Raw genomic sequence first — 17432 nt, forward strand, 5'->3', positions numbered from 1 at the left:
AGGTTCCCCTTGCACAATCCGTCGAATCAAGCGGAAAGGCCGATCACCAGATCGGCGGCACTGCGCCGCGCGAGCACGCGCTCGATGTTGGGCAGGTCGTTGGAAGCGATCCAGGCGCGCGCATCTTCATCGGAGCGGCCATGCTCGTGCCAGCGCTCCATCAGGCGGCGCTCGAGCTCGTTGCGCGGCACGTCGACGAAGATCGAGAAATCGAACAGCGGCGCCAGCCGCGACCACGGCTCTTCGTCGAGCAGCAGGTAATTGCCCTCGACCAGGATGAACTTGGTTTCTGTGGCGACGATCGAGGCTGCGGCGCGCGACAGTTCCATGCTGCGGTCGAAGACCGGAATGGCGATGTCGGGTTCACCGGCACGGATACGCTTCAGCAAGGCCTCAAAACCGGCAAAGTCGAAGGTTTCCGGCGCGCCCTTGCGCGCGCGCAGACCGCGCCGCTCGAGCACGGCGTCGTCATAGTGGAAGCCGTCCATCGGTACGACCTCCGCTGCACCTTCGGGCAGCAGTTCATGCAGCCTTGCCGACAGCGTCGACTTGCCGGCGCCCGGTGGACCGGCAATGGCGACGATGAAGCGGTTTGCCTTGCCGGCACGCTTGAAGATGGTGGCGGCGAGATGGGCGATTTCGGACATGAGAGCCTCTCTGGCAGAGCTTCAGATCCACCATGTTCCGCATGATGATTTCGGCCACATCTTGGCGACAGTTCACGGAAATTTCAAACCCTGCGGCCGCGCAATCACACCTACGAGGCCAGCGGCTGGCCAATGCGCAGGAAATCGCTGTCGAAGGGAACCTCCCGCGTCGAACCACCGGCTTGCAGCCGCATGCGGCCATCCGCCGTCGTGACGTCCCGCGGCGGCTCGCCGCCCGACAGCGGCAGGACGCCGATGACGTGGCGAAAGGACACGCTTTGGCCTTCGCCCAGCGCAAAAGCGGTCGCCACCCCTTCGCGCTTCAGCCAGTTGTCGCCGATCGAGGCGGCATGGCCGACGGCAGCGCGGCCATCCTCGATGCCGAGCACGCCAAGGTGGCGGCCGCTCCATGGGGCGTAGTCGCGCCCGCCATTGCTGAACCACAGCATGGTGATTGGCAGTTCGGCCGGGTTCTTCAGCACCAGCACCAGATCGTCCTCGGCCTGTCGTGCAAGCGCGGTCCATCCCGGCCCGCCATGGTCGGCTTCGACCAGCGTGATGAAATCCTCGCGGCGGTCATCCATGCGGTATTCCGTCAGGTCGAGCGTGCCGCCGCCAGCGGCGGGAAAATGACCGAGATCGGTGGAGCGAGCCGGATAGGCGAGCATGAAGCGGCCGCGTGCGGGATCGGGCTCCAGCGGATCGTCCAGCGTCGCGGCAAAACGTTTGGGCGAAAAGGCCAGCCTGCCGCCGCCGGTCATGGCCGTCATCGGGTGATGGGCGACCGAGATGGCACCATGACCGCCGGAAAATACATGCTCCTGGTAGAGGAAGGGATGGCCGTCGCGCAGAGTCAGGATCTTGTCGACCGAAGCGCCCATCACCTCGTGCCGCAAGCGGTAGACGGCGCGCCAGCCATCGTCGGTCGCGACACTTTCGACGACATCCCAGGCGCTGTTGGCCGTCCAGCCATGCAGCGGCGCTTCCTCGACATCGCTGCGCGAAAACGGCGCGCAGAGGAAATCGCCGGACAGCCGAACCGTGCCTTCCGGCAGGTCTTTCGGCAGCGTCTCGTTCGCATCGACCCAGGGCGCGCGATGCAGCGGCTTCAGCTGCCGCCCGCCGCCCTCGACGACCATGTCGGCGATGTGGCCGACCGTGAGGTCGAGCGAAACCGAAATGCCTCTGGCCTTGATGGTGTGGATGGTCATTTGCGCTGTCACCGATTCTGAAGGCGCAAACTGAACCGTTCGGCGGCGGTTGCGCAAGCGCCGCGACAGGCATTTTGCATCAGCGCCCTTTCACCTTCCCCACAAAGGGGAGGGTGAGCTACTGTCGCTTGTATTCCCGCACCGGCGACTTGGTGTCGTCGGTGTAGGTAACCTGCACCGACATCGATTTCACGCTGTCGGCGACCTTGAAATAGGGCTGGTAATCGTAGGGGATGGCGTAGGGGTCCTTCTTGTCGCAAGGCGGCATCTTGATCTCCTTGTCGAGTGCCGCGCCGTTCAGGCTGTAATGCACCTGTTTGATGGCGCAGCGGTAGGACAGCATCTGGGTGAAATAGACCAGGCCGTGGTTGCCGCTGGCATCGAAGGCGATCCACGAGGTCCAGAACTGGTCGAGGATCTGCTTGTTGCCTTGCTGAAGCGCTGTCTCGGGGTCGAAGCGGATGTCGAACGGGCCGGTCTCGCGGCCCCTGATGTCGAGATATTTGATCGCAATGATCCCCGCCACCGTGCTGTCCGGCATCTCGAAGCTCGGATTGGCCATCGGCTTGCCGGTCGTCTGGTCGTTCATGGCCAGGAAACCGGTGTCGGTGAACGGACCGCTGTCGCCCATGCGCCAGGAGATGGCGGTCGCCGGCTCGGGCAGCGAGATGGTCATCGACCAGCCCTGGTTGGAGCGCATCGGCGTCAGCGAAGGCACGAAGCGGGCGGGGTCGAGCACGTCGCCAAGCGCCGCCAGCCGGCTGCGGCTGCGGTCCAGCCAGTCGGCCAACTGCGTCTGGTCGACGAAATATTTGAGCAGCCCGCCATCCTTCTCGTAGGACGTGAACTTGGTCAGCGCCTTGGCCTCGTTGCGCTTGTCGGCCAGCGTCTGGGCGCCGAGGCGGTCTTCGGAAAACTCCTGCGCCAACAGGAAATAGGCCGGCGCGAAATCCGGATTGGCTGATATGAAGGCGTTGAGCTTGTCCAGGCGCTGGGCGTCGTCGAACTGCTGGATATGCACGAGCTTGATCGACAGCGCCTTGCCCTTGTCGGCAAGCGCGCCGAACACCTCGCGGGCGCCGGCCTTGCCGTCCTGCACCCGAAGCAGCGTGGCAAAGCGCGTGTAGGGGTCGATGGCGTCGACGTCGAAGCCGGCAAAGGCGAGGTAGGAGCGCCGCGCATTCAGCATGTCGCCGGACAGCTCGTAGACTCGGGCATTGTGGTAGAATTCGTCCGGCCGCTTCGGCTCGGCGATCGCCCCGCCCTGCGCGGCCAAGGCGGCAAAGCCCTTGGCGATGATGTCGATCGAGGCGGCGATCTGCTGCGTCGTCGCTTGCAGCTTCTCGGTCTGGGCCTGCTGCTGCGCCTGGCCGGCGACCAGCGTCTCGGTCTCCTTCTTCACCTCGTCGGTGGTCTTCTGCACTTCCGCCGTCTGCTCAGTCTGCTGCTGCTGGACGGACGCGATCTCGTCGGTCTTTTTCGCCACCGTGTCGGTCGACTGCTTGACCGCCTCCACCGTCTTTTGCGTCTGCGTGACGGTCTGCTCGATCTTCGCAACTTTCTCGGTAACGATGCCCATCGACTGCTGCAGCCCGGCAATGGCCGGCACCAGGCTGGCGATCACCCCGTGCTGGGCGTTGGTCTGCTGCTGCAGGCCGTAGACGCCGCCGGCGACGGCGGCCGCACTGGTGGCGAAGATCAAGGCCGGCAGCGCCTTGGCCGCCAGCACCAGCCGGAGCACGATGGCAATGGCGATGATGATTGCGGCCACCGCGGCGACCAGCGCGATATAGGCGGCGAACGGCGCCAGCGGATTGAGGATGTCGGATACGGCACCCCCGACAAAGGCGACGCTGCCGGCCCATTTGCCGGTGCGGCTGAGTGATGCCCTGATAAGCGAGGGCGCAGCGCCCCCGGCCCCGATGTTCGTCATGCCAAGCCCCCAAGCCCTCGATACCACGCCCCTTCCCACGGGAAACGCGGCCTTGGCAAGCAAAGACACGGGAAAACCGGCGTTTTCGGGGCGGATGCCAAGCTTGCGAGGCTCGACAATCCTGGGGCTAACCGGCATTAACCAAATGGACGCAACAGCCGCGTTACGTTAGCGTCGTCTCATCTCAGCAACAGCCGACCCAGAACAGTCCAGCCCTTGTCCTACCTGCGTCCCCTTCCGCTCATCCAGAGAGTTTTTGCGGCACTAGCCCTGCTGGTGCTGCTGGCCGGCTGCGCCACGACGCCGCCCGACAGCGTGCTGGCCGTGCCGGCGCCGGCGCAGAAATATGCGGCCATCGTGGTTGACGCCAGGACCGGCAAGCAGCTGTTCGAGGTCAGCTCGACGGCGCAGCGCTACCCCGCCTCGCTGACCAAGATGATGACGCTGTATCTTTTGTTCGAGGCGCTGGACTCCGGCCGCGTCAGCAAGCAGACGCAGATCCCGGTGTCGGACCATGCCGCCTCGCAGCCGCCGACCAAGATGCGCTTCCGGCGCGGCGAAAGCATCGACGTCGATTCCGCGATCCGCGCCATCGTCGTCAAATCGGCCAACGACGTGGCGGTGGCGGTCGGCGAATATCTCGGCGGCTCGGAGGATCAGTTCGCCGCCATGATGACATCCAAGGCGCGCCAGCTCGGCATGACCAGCACCACCTTCCGCAACGCGTCGGGCCTGCCCGACGATGGCCAGATGACGACGGCGCGCGACATGGCGGTGCTCGGCATGGCGCTGCATCAGCGCTTTCCCCAGCAGTTCCACTATTTCTCCGAAAGCGACTTCATGTTCCGCGGCCGGCTGGTGCGCGGCCACAACGACATGCTCGGCCGCGTGCGCGGCGTCGACGGCATCAAGACCGGCTACATCAGGGCGTCCGGCTTCAACATCGTCACCTCCTACAATGCCGACGGCCGCAATCTGATCGTCGTGGTGATGGGCGCCGACTCAGCCCGCCAGCGCAACGACCATGTCGAAGCGCTGATCCAGCGCAGCCTGTCGCCGACCACGGACGGCGCCAAGACCAGGCTGATGTTCGCGGAACAGTGAGGAGTGGTCCGCGTAGCGGACAAAAAGCCAATTGCTTGGCTTTTTGAACGACGAACGCCCTGAGCCTGCGAAGGGCGAGCTGCCGGTAGCAAGCATCGCGCTTGGCTGCGCGGGGATGGATGTCGATAGGAATTTTTTCTTGACCCTGAGGGCAGCTATGCTACTGTTTTCGGTATGGTGCTGAGTCGCGCCAATTGATCGACTGGAAACGTGACCCGCCCGCAAGGCGGGTTTTTTGTTGCCCGCCGCCCTGCAGAACCTTGTGCACCTTGGCGGGGACAGCGCCCCCCTCTGTCCTGCCGGATCTTCGTCGCTCGGAAAGCCAAGCAATTGGCTTTCCGCCCGCTGCGCGGACCGCTCCTCAACCCGGGGGGAGATTGGCAGCTTCGGCGCTCCGCTCACTCCTGTGACGGTGGAAATTGGCGAAAGCCGGGACAACAGCCAATCTCCCCCCTTGAGGGGGAGATGTCCGGCAGGACAGAGGGGGGTGATTGGCGCAAACATCGGGCAAGTTCTTCCCGCTCCGGCCAATTTCGAACGTCTCCACCCGCCCCGAGGCGCGAGCCGCCGCCAGCCACATCGCCTTCTCCGATCAAAAACACTTGTCCGGCCTGCGAAATCCGTGCCCGGCGCTGGCTATGCGCCGCCACCTCTGTCTATCGTCGCCCAGCACCCTCAGGAGCCCACCATGAGCACCGTCCCCAAAACGCCCGAACAGGCGGCAGACAATCAGAACGATGACGGCGGCGAGTATTTCGAGGCGCCGATCGTCGGTGAGCTGGAGGCCGATCCGGTATCGGACGAACACTTCGACACGCCCGAAGTGCCGGACTCCGAACCGGCAGGCCCCGGCGCCCACCGTGGCAAGCCGAAGAAAAAGCCGTCGGCGATATCGGGCCGCAAATTCCGCAAGCGCGATCTGGTGCGCATCGACACGCTGCGCCCGAGCCTCGCCGACCGCATCCGCTCGGACCATCCCGACCTGCCGGCCGGCGCCCGCATCAGCCGCGCCGAGCTCGGCCGCTACCGCATGCGCTACATGGAGGAGCTGCTGCAGCAGGAGCACGGCGAATTCTCCGAGCTCGACCGCCAGGTGGTCGAATCGATCGCCAGGCAGGACACGATTTCCGAAAACTCGGAAGAAGAATTCGAGGAGCACCGCACCTTCGCCGACCGCGTCTCCGACAGCATGGCGGCCTTCGGCGGCAGCTGGTGGTTCCTGATCTCGTTCGGCAGCGTGCTTCTGGTGTGGATCGGCATCAATCTGGTCGCCGGCATGAGCGCCGCTTTCGATCCCTATCCCTTCATCCTGCTCAACCTGCTGCTCTCCTGCATCGCCGCCATCCAGGCGCCGATCATCATGATGAGCCAGCGGCGGCAGGAGTCCAAGGACCGCCTGCGCTCCTTCAACGACTACCGCGTCAACCTCAAGGCCGAGCTCGAAGTGCGCCATCTGCACGAAAAGCTCGACTACCTCATCTCGCGCCAATGGACGCGCCTGGCCGAAATGCAGCAGATGCAGCTGGACGCGATGCACGAACTGGCGGGCGCCAAGAAGCCGAAGCGGGCGGTGCGCGGAAGGCGGACGGTGAAGGCGGGGGCGGGAACCTCATAGGCCGCAGCCTGGACGCACCCGGCCCAAGTCGCTACGCCAATCGCCAATTGCCCGTTGAAGCCCGCGCCCGCTTCCGCTAAGAAGCCGTGACTTGCCGGTTCACCGGCTGGTTCGTTTTCCGGATTCCGGAAAGCACCCGTAGCTCAGCTGGATAGAGCGCTGCCCTCCGAAGGCAGAGGTCACAGGTTCGAATCCTGTCGGGTGCGCCAATGATTTCAGGACCGTTTCGGGGCACTGCGTTTGTCGTGGGCAGCTTTGCGGTCGAGCAGGCTCACGCGGCCCTTCAGCCCTTCAAAGGCATAATTCTTCTCAACCGCCAGCCAGGGCAACCGCCAGCGTTCGGCGGCGAGGGTGTCGCGAGCCCGCGAATGGGCCACCTGCGTCGTGAAGAAGGTGCACCCCTCATTGCTCGGCTGCCGGCCGGCCGTCGAACCACATGTAATAGGAGGCGATGAGCATTTGGCGCCCCTCGAACGCGTCCAGCAATGTTACCGACCCGACACCGACCGGAGGGGGTGCGCCCTATCTCCACTTATGAGGCACCGTGCCGTTCTCCCGCGGCTGGGGAGCGCCTAGAGCATCAGATAGATGATCCGGCCCAGAGCGCCAAAAAGCAGCGCGAAGGCTGCAATCGACTGGACGAAGAAGCCGGGATAGCGCTTCAAGGGTGCGGTGCGATACCCTACGAAATATGCAATCCGACCTATCATCCAGAGCAGCCCAAGGCCGGAAGCCCACGCGGCATTCCAGTAGATCGCGAACAGCCACATCGACGGCATAAAGATAGGAAACCATTCCACCGCGTTGGCATGTGCCCGGATGGTTCGTTCAAGGAGCGGGTCGCCGGTCATTGCGGGCGCCAGTATGCCAGTCTTCTTATGGGTTCTCGCGACCGTCACCGCCATTCCGAATATCATCAAGCTACAAAACAGCGTCACGAGAGCTACCGGGTAAAGCCGTTCCATGTTTGCCTCCTCTCATGGTCGGGACAGTAGGCAAGCAAAGGTTATCGGCAAGGGCAAGGCGCAGGCAGATCTTTCCTGACAGCCAGCGCCAATAAGAGCCGGGTTTGTCAGTTACATAATTGCCCTTTTTGTTAATCATCCGAAAACGATGGGCAAGTTGGAATGCCATCAGCGTCCCTTCCGTGGAGGCGGTGACGGCCATCGACATACCGCCGTGACCGGCCTGCTGCCGAAAGGTGGCGGCATTTTGTTGCGCGATTGACACGCTGCCCGGCGGAAGGCAAAGAGTGACACATTATTGGCAAAGGGGAATGTCGATGAAGAAAATCTATCAGAAGCCCGTTTTCACGAAGCGTGAGCGACTGTCGTCAGTGACGGCTTCGCCCAGCTCATCCGGGATTATCGATTAACCAAGAGAGTTACAGTTTTGGAAAGCCCGCTGCCGAAAGGTGGCGGGCTTTTTGCTTTCTCCAGGAAACGACAGCCGATTCCGCAAGTCGGCACCGCCAACGTCAATTTCAAGTTCGGCAGACGCAACTGCCTGTGGGACCGCGTGCAGGGCACGTTAGCGGACCAGTGCCGAAGGCCTGAAGAAAGACAAAGCGGAATGGTTCAAGCCCGGCCTTGTCGGACGGGTGCGAAGAAATGCATCGCCATGCGAAGCTGCTGGACTGCCCGGAGGAGAAGTAATGCCCGTGGTAAAAAGGCCCCCTGAAGCGCGAGAACAGGCTCTGTACTCGCGATCTAGACCATCAGGCTTAATTGCTGGATTCCTGTTGTGCCGGTAGCGTAATCGGGCTGGGGTGTCCAGCACTGGCCGGCACGGCGTGTCCAACCCCAAATTCGCAACCGTGCCGGTCTGTTGCACCAATGGGAATGAATGTCTCGGGCTTCGACCTTGACCCCCTTCCGCGCAAGAATTGTCTGCATTGCCGCCATCAGCTCTTCGTCCCACTGGTCAGGTTTCCCTAACGGTCGAAGGTAAGCCAGCGCGGGCCCGCCGAGTCGCGTTACCCTACCACTCCCCGCACACTCTCCCGCTCCACCAGCGGGCACTCCAGCTTCGTGATCGGATACCGCCCCCGTCCAGGCGCTGCCGGCGCTTCCAGTTGCTCGATCGCCCATTGGCCCATCGCCATGTGCGGCAGGATCGAGGTCGTCAGCGGCGGGAACAAATGCCTGGCGATTTCCTCGTCGTCGTAGCCAACCACGGAAATATCCCCAGGGATGTGCAGGCCGGCTTCCTTCAGCGCTTCGTAGCAGCCGATCGCGGTGCGGTCGTTCTGGCAGAAGATGGCGGTTGGCCGGTCCTTCAGCGCCAAGAGTTTGACGGTGGCGGCGTAGCCGGCGCTGGCCGACCAGTCGCCCTCGACCACCAGTTCGGGATCGAACGGGATGTCGGCGGTGGCGAGCGCGCGGCGGTAGCCTTTCAGCCGGTCTTGTGCCGCCTGCATCCACGGCTCGCCGGTGATGGTGGCGATGCGGCGGTGGCCGTGGCTGATCAGATGGCGGGTCGAGCTCTGGCCGCCGGCGATCTCGCTCGGCACCACGGCCGGGAAGGCATAGTCCGCCGTGTAGCAGTTGAGCAGGATCACCGGGATGTCGAGGCCGTAGAGATAGTCGGGCGCGGTGATCTCGCGGGTGAAGATGGTCATGTAGATCAGCGCCGAAATGCCCCGCTTGGTCAGTGCTGAAATGGCGCGCGGCTCCATGACGGAATCGCCCAGCGTCTGCGCCACCAGAAGCACGTTGCCGGCATTCCACGAGGCCTGGCGCGCGCCCTCGATGGCGACCACGGCTTCCGGGCTGGTGGCCAGCTGGTCGACGGCAAAGCCGATCACGCCGTCCAGCCCTTCGAAAGCCGGCCCCCCGAAGGCAGGCAACGCCGGGTGAAGCGCCTCGAAAGCAGGCGCGGTGTAGCCAAGGGTCCGTGCGGTCTCGATCACCCGTTCGCGGGTCTGCTGCGACAGCTTGATCCCCGGCGAGTTGTTGAGCACGAAGGAAACGGTCGCCTGCGAGCAGCCGGCTGCCCTGGCGATATCGATCATGGTGACGCGGCCCTTGGCGCCCTTGGCCGGCGCCTTGCGGCGCCTCGCCGTGTCGATTACCTGATCCGTCGTCTCGCTCATGGCAAATCCCAGTCTGGCAGGCCGGTCAGGCCGGCAAGGTGGCGTGACGCCGTCGATTTATAGGGATAACGTCAGGCTCGTTTATAACTATTAGTACGCCGAAGGTCCATCCACCACGCATCTCCATACAAGCGAAAGCTCAATTAACAAAAGGCTTGGGCGGCGGCCCAGCGGTGAGGTCGGCACGCCAGCGGGCACACCGCGAAACCGCTGGCATTGGATCGGAACTAATACTGTTTACTAATACAAAAATGCGCTGTACCGTCGATCGTCGCGTCCGGCCGGTCACGTCCGGCGCGGCGGGAGAGTACGACAAATGGCCCGGTGGCGAGCGGATCCTATCTCCGCAAACCTTGTCTCGGATATGTGATATGTCAGACAAATCGGACTATTTACGAACGAAGGATGAGTCTCTAAGGTCACTGTCGTGGCTGGAGCGACGCCATTCTTTCGGTGCCGGGAATCCCTTTGAGGAGGAGGGCGTCCACGCTGCAAACGGCAAATCAGGTCAGTGCAAGATCGGCCGGTCCAACGACTGAGCCAAACGGGAGGTTGAACATGAAATCCTTGATACGAAATGCATCCGTAGCCGCGACCGCGCTGCTGCTTGGCCTGTCGGCCACGGCAATCGCGCGCGCCGACGACAAGCCGACGCTGGCCTTCGTCGTCAACGGCGCTTCCGATTTCTGGAAGGCCGCCGAAGCCGGCGTCAAGAAGGCGCAGGGCGAACTGCCCGACTACACGCTCGAGCTCAAATACCCCGAGCAGTCCTCGGTCGCCATCCAGCAGCGGCTGATGGACGATCTGGTGACCGCCGGCGTCAAGGGCATCATGGTCTCGGCCGTCGATCCCAAGACCTCGACCGACGGCCTCAACAAGATCGCCTCGGAAACGGCGCTGTTCACCACCGACTCGGACGCCCCGCAGACCAAGCGCGTCGCCTATATCGGCTCGTCCAATGTCGATGCCGGTAAGCAGGCGGCCGAAATCGCCAAGAAGGCGATGCCCAATGGCGGCAAGTGCCTCGGCTTCGTCGGCCTGCTCGGCGCCGACAATGCCAAGGAGCGCATCCAGGGCATGAAGGACGGCCTCGCCGGCACCAAGATCGAGCTGATCGACGTGCGCGGCGACGACATCGACCAGGCGCGCGCCAAGAAGAATGTCGAGGACGCGCTGGTCGCCAGCCCCGACGTCACCTGCATGGTCGGCTTCTACTCCTACAACACGCCGCGCATCTATGAAGCGCTGCGCGATGCCGGCAAGCTCGGCTCGATCACCGTCGTCGGCTTCGATGACGATCCGATCACGCTGGGCGGCGTCAAGGAAGGCACCATTGCCGCCACCGTCGTGCAGCAGCCCTTCGAATGGGCCTATCAGGGCATGAAGCTGATGGCTGCCTATCTCAAGGGCGACAAGTCGGGCATCCCGGAAGGCAACCTCATCATCATCCCGACCAAGATCATCGGCAAGGATGACGTCGACGCCTACGCCGCCAATCTGAAGGCGATGGCCGGAAACTAAGACTTGAAGCAGTTCAGCCGGCTCAACGTCGCTTGGGCCGGCTGCTCGCATTGACGAACACCGCGAGGATCGTCAGTCTGCCAAAAGCCAAGAGCATGATCCCGAAAAGTGGAAGCCGGTTCTCGGAAAAGATCATGCTCAGAAATTGGCCCGCCAATCGCTGTCAGGCATGATGAATTATTCCGACACATCCATTGCTGCGTCCGTGACCGCCCCGTTCCTCAGCCTTGAGAACGTGCGCAAGACCTATCCGGGCGTCGTCGCGCTCGACGGCTTCTCCATGGAGGTCAGGCCGGGCGAGGTCATCGGCCTTGTCGGCGAAAACGGCGCCGGCAAATCGACGTTGATGAAGATCCTCGGCGGCGTCACCAGGCCCGACAGCGGCACGATCACCGTCGACGGCACCGCGCATGACAGGCTCTCCGTCGAAGCCAGCCTGGGATCGGGCATCGCCTTCGTCCACCAGGAACTCAACCTGTTCGAAAATCTGGACGTCGCCGCCAACATCTTCTTCGGCCGCGAGCCGTTGCGCGCCGGGCCGCTCAAGCTCGTCGACCGCGCAAAGCTGCGCACCATGGTGGCGCCGCTTTTGAAGCGCGTCGGCGCCAATTTTTCCGCCGACACGCCGGTTGCGACCCTGTCGCTGGCGCAGCAGCAGATGGTCGAGATCGCCAAGGCGCTGTCGATCGAGGCGCGGCTGGTCATCCTCGACGAGCCGACATCCAGCCTGCCGCTCGCCGAGACCGACAAATTGCTCGACGTCATCAAGGCGCTGAAGGCCGACGGCATCAGCGTCATCTTCATTTCGCACCGCCTGCACGAGGTCGAGCGCGTCGCCGACCGCGTCGTGGTGCTGCGCGACGGCATGCTGGCCGGCACCTTGCCGAAGAGCGATATCGGCCACGACCAGATGGTCAAGCTGATGATCGGCCGCATGCTGAAGGAGCGCGAGAAGGCCTCGGAAGCGGCGCGTGCGCCCGGCGCCGTAGCACTTGCGGCCAAGGCCATCCGCACCCCTGCCTATCCCGGCCGCCCGGTCGATCTCGACGTCAGGCGCGGCGAAATCCTCGGCCTCGCCGGTCTTGTCGGTTCCGGCCGCACCGAGCTGGCGCGGGTGTTCTTCGGCATCGATTCGAAGCTCGGCGGCGCGCTGGAACTCGACGGCAAGCCGCTTGCGCTGGGCTCCGCGGCCGACGCCGTCGCGCACGGCATCTTCCTGGTGCCGGAAGACCGCAAGCTCACCGGTATCCTGCTCGACCTGTCGATCGCTCAGAACATTTCGCTGCCCAATCTGCCCGCGCATGCGCGCCGCTCCCTGGTGTCCTCAAGCGCCGAGACCTCCACCGCCGAGAAGCAGAAGAAAGATCTCGGCATCAAGGCGCCTTCGGTGCAGACGCGCACCGGCACGCTGTCGGGCGGCAATCAGCAGAAGGTCGTGCTCGGCAAGTGGCTGGCCATGAACCCCAAGGTGATGATCCTCGACGAGCCGACGCGCGGCATCGACATTGGCGCCAAGGCGGAAATCTACGGCCTGATGCGCGCATTGGCCGATGCCGGCGTCGCCGTGCTGATGATCTCGTCGGACATGGAAGAGGTGATCGGCGTGTCCGACCGCATCGCCGTCATGCATGAGGGCCAAATCTCCGGCATTCTCGACAAGGACCGGTTCAGCCAGGAAAACGTGCTGCTGCTGGCGGTGGGCAAGCAGCCGAAGTAGTTTTGCCGGGGTCGCGCAAGCGCGATCTGCTCAGGCATTGGGGAGACGACGATGAGCAAGAAAGATCTCGGCCTGCTGATCCTGATCCTGGTGGTCGGGGCGATCGTGGCGATCATCAATCCGCGCTTCCTGCTGCCGATCAACCTCGCCAACACCTCGAACCTGATCGGCCTGTTCGGCATCCTGTCGATCGGCCAGGCCTTCGTCATCATCACCGGCGGCATCGAATTGTCGGTCGGCTCGGTGGTCGCGCTGCTTGGAACGCTGTTCATCGACTTCATCGCCGTGCGCGAGGTGGGCTGGCCGCTGGCCTTCGTGCTGATCCTGTTCCTCGGCGCCATCATAGGCCTGGTGCATGGCTGGCTGATCACAAGGCTCAAGCTGCAGCCTTTCGTCGTCACTTTGTGCGGCCTGTTGATCTACCGCGGTGTCGCCCGCTTCTACACTGCCGACGGCACGGCGGGTTTTGCGTTCGGCCAGAATTTTCCCGAGCTCGAATTCCTCACCGCCGGCCGCTCCTATGGCGTGCCGAACAGTTTCATCGCGCTGATCGTTATTTCGATCGTCATGTGGGTGGTGCTGCACCGCTCGGTGTTCGGCCGCTATCTTTACGCCATCGGCAAGAACGAGGAGGCGGCGAAATATTCGGGTATCCGCACCGGCCGTGTCGTCATCGCCGCCTATGTCATCTGCGGTGTGCTGACGGCGCTGTCGGCGATCTATTTCGCCATGTACACGCGCTCGATCTCGCCGGCCAGCCACGGCCAGTTCTACGAACTCTACGCCATCGCCGCCGCCGTGCTCGGCGGCTTCTCGCTGCGCGGCGGCGAAGGCTCGCTGATCGGCGTCATCCTCGGCACGGTGCTGCTGCAGGAGCTGCAGAATCTCGTCAACCTGCTCGGCATCCCGTCCTCGCTCAACTTCGCGGTGATGGGCGGCGTCATCCTCATCGGCGTGCTGGTCGACCAGCAATGGGGCGTGTTCCGGGAACGGCGGCTGATGGTCGACGCCACCCGCAAGGGCGTGGCGGGCCAGGCTGCGGAATAGCTAGCCTAGATCAGGCCCGACATGTCGGAAAAGGCCATCGCCTTGCGCAGCACCTCGGCGAAGCGTTCGCCGGCGGCTTCGCGCGGGCCGCTGTTGTCGATCGAGGTGACGCCGGGCCCGGACAGAGTGACATTGGCGCTGCGTGCCAGCCGCGCCAGCACTTCGCCGCGGGACTCCCGGCCGCGCATCGCCAGACGCTCGGCCAGCACTTCAGGCGAGGCAGTGATCTCGACGACGGCCAGGTTGGCATAGCGTTCGCGCAAGGAGGGGATGATCGCGCGCGACACATTGGCGACAGCGACACGGCCATTGGCGACAGACCAGTCGACATCGGCGGGGATGCCGTAGCGCAAGCCGTGTGCTTCCCAGGAAATGGCGAAGGCGCCATCGGCTTCGGCTTCGGCGAAGGCAGCGTCGGCCAGCGTGTCGTGATCCTCGCTTGCGGCATCGCTCGGCCTGGTGATGACCCGGCGGACGAACTCCAGCCGCGTTTCGTCGGCAAAATGGTTGCGGGCGTAGCCGATCACCGTGTCCTTGCCGGCGCCGCTTGGGCCGACGACGGCCACGAAAACGCCATCGCGGATCGGAAACGTCTCGGCCGAAAGTTCCCGCTCGATCAGTGCCGACACCATCATGCCACCCGGCGTCCCTGCCGCCACACGGTGCGCACGACCGGAACATGGTCGTCGACGCGCACCCGCACCAGATCGGCGCGGCGGCCCTGCTCGATGACGCCGCGGTCGGTCAGGCCAACCGCATCGGCCGGGTTCTTCGACACCATGGCGACGGCCTGCGGCAGGGAAATGCCTTCGACGACATCGCCGAGGAAGAACGCCGACTGGATCAGGCTGAAGGGAATGTAGTCGGACGACAAGATGTCGAGCAGGCCGTCGCTGGCCAGCGTACGGGCCGAGACATTGCCCGAATGCGAGGCGCCGCGCATAACGTTTGGCGCGCCCATCAGCACACCCATCCCGGCCTCTTTCGAGGCCCTGGCGGCCTCTTCCGTGGTCGGGAATTCGGCGACCCGCACGCCCTGCTCGATCGCTTCGTCGACATGGCCCGATGTGGCGTCGTCGTGGCTGGCCAGCACGATGCCGCGCTCCTGGCAGGCGGCGGCGATCACCGCCCGGTTCGGCGCCGAATTGCGCGCCGATTCGGCCATCCGCTTTTCGCAGAACACCTTGAAGTCGCGATCGGTCAGCTTCAGCTTGCGCTGGTAATAGTAGGCATAGGTTTCGAGATTGACGAACTGGCGCTGGCCTGGCGCATGATCCATCAGCGATGTCAGCTTCACCCGCTCGTCGCCGTCGAAATTGGCGAAAGCCCTGAGGCAGTCCGGAGCCGAAACCTCGCAGCGCAGGTGGATGAAATGGTCGGCGCGCAGACGGTCCTGCTTCACACTGTCCTCGATCGCGTCGGCCAGCTTGCGGATGTCGGCCGATGTCAGGTCGGCGTCTTCGTCCATGCCGACGCGCAAGGCGTCCAGCACGGTGGTGATGCCGGCGGTTGCCACCTGCGCGTCATGGGCGAGCACGGCGGCGATCGGATTCCAGCGCACCTTGGGCCGCGGCGCGTAATGGCCTTCGAGATGGTCGGTGTGCAACTCGACCAGCCCGGGAATAATATAGTCGCCGCCCATATCCTCGCCGATGCGGCCAGAGCCAAGGCTTGCGCCGGCTTCGATGCCGGCGATAAAGCCGTCGCGCAGCACCAGCGAACCTTCGACGATCTCGTCGGCAACCACGATGCGGGCATTGTGGAGAACAGTCTCGGCGGTCATTTCAGGCAGTCCTTCAGGCGGTTTTTCTGGCCGGGCGGCGCCCGAGCGCGTGATGCGAGAGCACCATGAACGGCGCACCCGGTTCGGTTTCGACAAATAAGGTCAGCGCATCCACCAGCACCTTCTGTTGCAGCACTTCCGCGAACAGGCTGTCGATCGCTGCGCGCAAACGCGGGCTCTCCTGTGACCCCGCCCGGCCGGAGAGCGTCATGTGGAAGCGAAAGGTTTCGAAGACATAGGGGTAGCCCCATTGGCAGAGATTGCGGAACTCGGCCGGCTTCAGCGAATCCGGGCTGCGCCGCTCGATTTCCGCCTCGCTCAGCGGTGCGCGAAACCGGTCGAAGTCGCGCACCACGTCATCGGCGAACCGGTTGAGCGCAGGCACTGGCCCTTCCGGCACCAGTGCGAAGAAGCCGTCGATCTGGCTGACCACCAGACGGGGGATGGTCACCACCGGCGTCACCTCGGCAAAATGGTCGAGTGCGGCGCGCAGCGAGACTTCCGTCTCGTTGGCAGCCAGGCGGAACGGTGCTTTCAGCGTCGCATGGAAACCATAGCGGCGCGCCGAAGCGGTGTGGAAAGCGACTTCCGCCGCCGACAGGTCGGCCACCGCTTCGACCGGCCTCGTGGCGGCGCCAAACGGGTCGCGGCCCAGCCAGTCGGCGGCAATCCGCGCCAGTGGCTCGTCCTGCCGGGCAGTGAAATAGAGGGCGTAGCGCATGGAAAGTCCTTGTCAGCTTCGCTGCCATAGGTGATTTCCATGACGAATTGACGAAGCCTTGCTGGCTTTCAGGTAACAAAACGCTGCGGCGGGGTCATTAGCCGACGATTTTTTCGTGCTGGACCAGGGAGCGAGTGCTCACGCAGCGACCGATCAGGCCTTCATCAGCCATTCATGCTCGGGCGCATTGTGGAACTTCCACGTCCGTTTCGGTCCTGCCATGACGTTGAGATAATAGAGGTCGTAGCCATGGCAGGCGGCGCAGGGGTGATAACCCCTGGGTACCAGCACGACATCGCCATCCTCGATCGCCATTGCTTCGTCGAGCGCGCGATGGCCGTTCTTGTCGGCGTCGGTGTAGACGCGCTGGAAGGCAAAGCCCTGTGGCGGGTTGAGGCGGTGATAGTAAGTTTCCTCGAGGTAGGATTCAGCGGGCAGATTGTCCTGGTCGTGCTTGTGCGGCGGATAGCTCGACGTATGCCCCCCGGGCGTGATGACCTCGACCACCAGCAGCGAATCGGCCGGCTTGCCCTCCGGCAATATGTTGGTGACATAGCGCGTGTTGGTGCCCTTGCCGCGCACCTCCTGGCCGAGATCGTCCGGTCCGATGACGCGAACCGGCAGGCCGCTGCCAAGACCCGGCGCCGAGCAGACCGCGAGCTCCAGCTCGGTGTCCGCGGTCACCGACCAGTCCGAACCCTCAGGCACGTAGACCGACCACGGCTTGCCCTCGAAGGGCGACATGCGCTCGCCGAGCAGGCCGAGATCCTTGCCGCCGGCTGAAGCCTTGCCCTTGCCGGTGACGAACACCAGGCAGACTTCGCGATCCTCCGTCTTGCCGGAGGCGCTCTCGCCGGGCTTCAGCCGATGCAGGTCGAAACCGACATAGGTCCAGCCGGCGCTTTTCGGCGTCACATGGGCGACGCGACCGTGGCCCTTGTCGGCTTTGACGAGCAGCTTCGACATTTTTGTCTCTCCTATCGCAAATCTTCGAGATCGGCCGAAGCCTCTCAACTTCGTCACCCTAGGGCGTAGCAGG

At 63.9% G+C, this 17432-nt stretch carries 14 protein-coding genes, 1 tRNA gene and 1 pseudogene; 6 read left to right on the forward strand and 10 right to left on the reverse strand.

The features are described from left to right. Positions 1–26 precede the first annotated feature (26 nt). The 3 genes from P3C39_RS12590 to P3C39_RS12600 all read right to left on the reverse strand — a co-directional run bounded on the left by P3C39_RS12590 (position 27) and on the right by P3C39_RS12600 (position 3791). The gene (locus tag P3C39_RS12590) at positions 27–647 is read right to left on the reverse strand and encodes a nucleoside triphosphate hydrolase (protein WP_013528389.1); all 621 of its coding nucleotides are present in this window, start codon (positions 645–647) and stop codon (positions 27–29) included. Between the two features lie 110 nt (positions 648–757). Continuing rightward, positions 758–1858, reverse strand: a complete 1101-nt coding sequence (locus P3C39_RS12595; protein ID WP_275953245.1) for a hypothetical protein — start codon at positions 1856–1858, stop codon at positions 758–760. Between the two features lie 118 nt (positions 1859–1976). Continuing rightward, positions 1977–3791 carry a methyl-accepting chemotaxis protein gene (locus tag P3C39_RS12600; RefSeq protein WP_275953244.1) on the reverse strand — a complete coding sequence of 605 codons (1815 nt, stop codon included), beginning with the start codon at positions 3789–3791 and terminating at the stop codon, positions 1977–1979. Between the two features lie 216 nt (positions 3792–4007). On the opposite strand from P3C39_RS12600, the gene P3C39_RS12605 reads away from it, so the two are divergent. The 3 genes from P3C39_RS12605 (at position 4008) to P3C39_RS12615 (ending at position 6719) form a co-directional block, all read left to right on the forward strand. Further along, the gene (locus P3C39_RS12605; protein ID WP_127366568.1) at positions 4008–4895 is read left to right on the forward strand and encodes a D-alanyl-D-alanine carboxypeptidase family protein; all 888 of its coding nucleotides are present in this window, start codon (positions 4008–4010) and stop codon (positions 4893–4895) included. Between the two features lie 688 nt (positions 4896–5583). Beyond that, a complete protein-coding gene (locus P3C39_RS12610; RefSeq protein WP_275953242.1) occupies positions 5584–6510 on the forward strand; it encodes a DUF1003 domain-containing protein in 927 nt (308 codons plus the stop codon). A gap of 132 nt (positions 6511–6642) precedes the next feature. Continuing rightward, positions 6643–6719 (forward strand) — tRNA-Arg (locus P3C39_RS12615). Positions 6720–6770: 51 nt separating this feature from the next. Here P3C39_RS12615 and P3C39_RS12620 read toward each other — a convergent pair. The 3 genes and pseudogenes from P3C39_RS12620 to P3C39_RS12630 all read right to left on the reverse strand — a co-directional run. Then, positions 6771–6890, reverse strand: a pseudogene (locus P3C39_RS12620) (DUF899 family protein); the annotation flags it as partial. Between the two features lie 192 nt (positions 6891–7082). Beyond that, positions 7083–7475 (reverse strand): MAPEG family protein, encoded by a 393-nt coding sequence (locus tag P3C39_RS12625; protein ID WP_013528384.1) that lies wholly within the window; start codon positions 7473–7475, stop codon positions 7083–7085. A 1010-nt stretch (positions 7476–8485) separates the two neighbouring features. Continuing rightward, positions 8486–9604, reverse strand: coding sequence for a LacI family DNA-binding transcriptional regulator (locus P3C39_RS12630; RefSeq protein WP_275953241.1), 1119 nt, complete (start codon positions 9602–9604; stop codon positions 8486–8488). Positions 9605–10162: 558 nt separating this feature from the next. Here P3C39_RS12630 and P3C39_RS12635 point away from each other — a divergent pair. The 3 genes from P3C39_RS12635 to P3C39_RS12645 all read left to right on the forward strand — a co-directional run bounded on the left by P3C39_RS12635 (position 10163) and on the right by P3C39_RS12645 (position 13889). Beyond that, entirely contained in the window at positions 10163–11125 is a 963-nt protein-coding gene (locus P3C39_RS12635; RefSeq protein WP_013528381.1) for a sugar-binding protein, read from the forward strand. 172 nt (positions 11126–11297) lie between these two features. Next, positions 11298–12842 (forward strand): sugar ABC transporter ATP-binding protein, encoded by a 1545-nt coding sequence (locus P3C39_RS12640; protein WP_275953522.1) that lies wholly within the window; start codon positions 11298–11300, stop codon positions 12840–12842. A 51-nt stretch (positions 12843–12893) separates the two neighbouring features. Next, on the forward strand, positions 12894–13889 hold the full coding sequence (locus P3C39_RS12645; protein ID WP_027161057.1) for an ABC transporter permease: 996 nt from the start codon (positions 12894–12896) through the stop codon (positions 13887–13889). 5 nt (positions 13890–13894) lie between these two features. Here P3C39_RS12645 and phnN read toward each other — a convergent pair whose 3' ends face one another. From phnN to iolB, 4 genes are all read right to left on the reverse strand, one after another. Beyond that, complete coding sequence (gene phnN, locus P3C39_RS12650) at positions 13895–14524, reverse strand: phosphonate metabolism protein/1,5-bisphosphokinase (PRPP-forming) PhnN (RefSeq protein WP_024502021.1); 630 nt, start codon at positions 14522–14524, stop codon at positions 13895–13897. Then, complete coding sequence (locus P3C39_RS12655) at positions 14521–15672, reverse strand: alpha-D-ribose 1-methylphosphonate 5-triphosphate diphosphatase (protein WP_275953239.1); 1152 nt, start codon at positions 15670–15672, stop codon at positions 14521–14523. The genes phnN and P3C39_RS12655 overlap by 4 nt, the downstream gene beginning before the upstream one ends. A 13-nt stretch (positions 15673–15685) precedes the next feature. Next, positions 15686–16393, reverse strand: coding sequence for a DUF1045 domain-containing protein (locus P3C39_RS12660; RefSeq protein ID WP_275953238.1), 708 nt, complete (start codon positions 16391–16393; stop codon positions 15686–15688). Positions 16394–16546: 153 nt separating this feature from the next. After that, positions 16547–17359, reverse strand: coding sequence for a 5-deoxy-glucuronate isomerase (iolB, locus tag P3C39_RS12665; protein ID WP_275953237.1), 813 nt, complete (start codon positions 17357–17359; stop codon positions 16547–16549). Between the last annotated feature and the right edge of the window lie 73 nt (positions 17360–17432).

It is taken from the genome of Mesorhizobium sp. XAP4, assembly GCF_029269325.1.
In the GTDB taxonomy this organism is placed as follows: domain Bacteria; phylum Pseudomonadota; class Alphaproteobacteria; order Rhizobiales; family Rhizobiaceae; genus Mesorhizobium; species Mesorhizobium ciceri.

Coding starts and splice junctions, on each gene's coding strand:
- P3C39_RS12590 (WP_013528389.1), bottom strand. CDS start 647: ATGTCCGAAATCGCCCATCTCGCCGCCACCATCTTCAAGCGTGCCGGC.
- P3C39_RS12595 (WP_275953245.1), bottom strand. CDS start 1,858: ATGACCATCCACACCATCAAGGCCAGAGGCATTTCGGTTTCGCTCGAC.
- P3C39_RS12600 (WP_275953244.1), bottom strand. CDS start 3,791: ATGACGAACATCGGGGCCGGGGGCGCTGCGCCCTCGCTTATCAGGGCA.
- P3C39_RS12610 (WP_275953242.1), top strand. CDS start 5,584: ATGAGCACCGTCCCCAAAACGCCCGAACAGGCGGCAGACAATCAGAAC.
- P3C39_RS12625 (WP_013528384.1), bottom strand. CDS start 7,475: ATGGAACGGCTTTACCCGGTAGCTCTCGTGACGCTGTTTTGTAGCTTG.
- P3C39_RS12630 (WP_275953241.1), bottom strand. CDS start 9,604: ATGAGCGAGACGACGGATCAGGTAATCGACACGGCGAGGCGCCGCAAG.
- P3C39_RS12635 (WP_013528381.1), top strand. CDS start 10,163: ATGAAATCCTTGATACGAAATGCATCCGTAGCCGCGACCGCGCTGCTG.
- P3C39_RS12640 (WP_275953522.1), top strand. CDS start 11,298: ATGAATTATTCCGACACATCCATTGCTGCGTCCGTGACCGCCCCGTTC.
- P3C39_RS12645 (WP_027161057.1), top strand. CDS start 12,894: ATGAGCAAGAAAGATCTCGGCCTGCTGATCCTGATCCTGGTGGTCGGG.
- phnN (WP_024502021.1), bottom strand. CDS start 14,524: ATGATGGTGTCGGCACTGATCGAGCGGGAACTTTCGGCCGAGACGTTT.
- P3C39_RS12655 (WP_275953239.1), bottom strand. CDS start 15,672: ATGACCGCCGAGACTGTTCTCCACAATGCCCGCATCGTGGTTGCCGAC.
- P3C39_RS12660 (WP_275953238.1), bottom strand. CDS start 16,393: ATGCGCTACGCCCTCTATTTCACTGCCCGGCAGGACGAGCCACTGGCG.
- iolB (WP_275953237.1), bottom strand. CDS start 17,359: ATGTCGAAGCTGCTCGTCAAAGCCGACAAGGGCCACGGTCGCGTCGCC.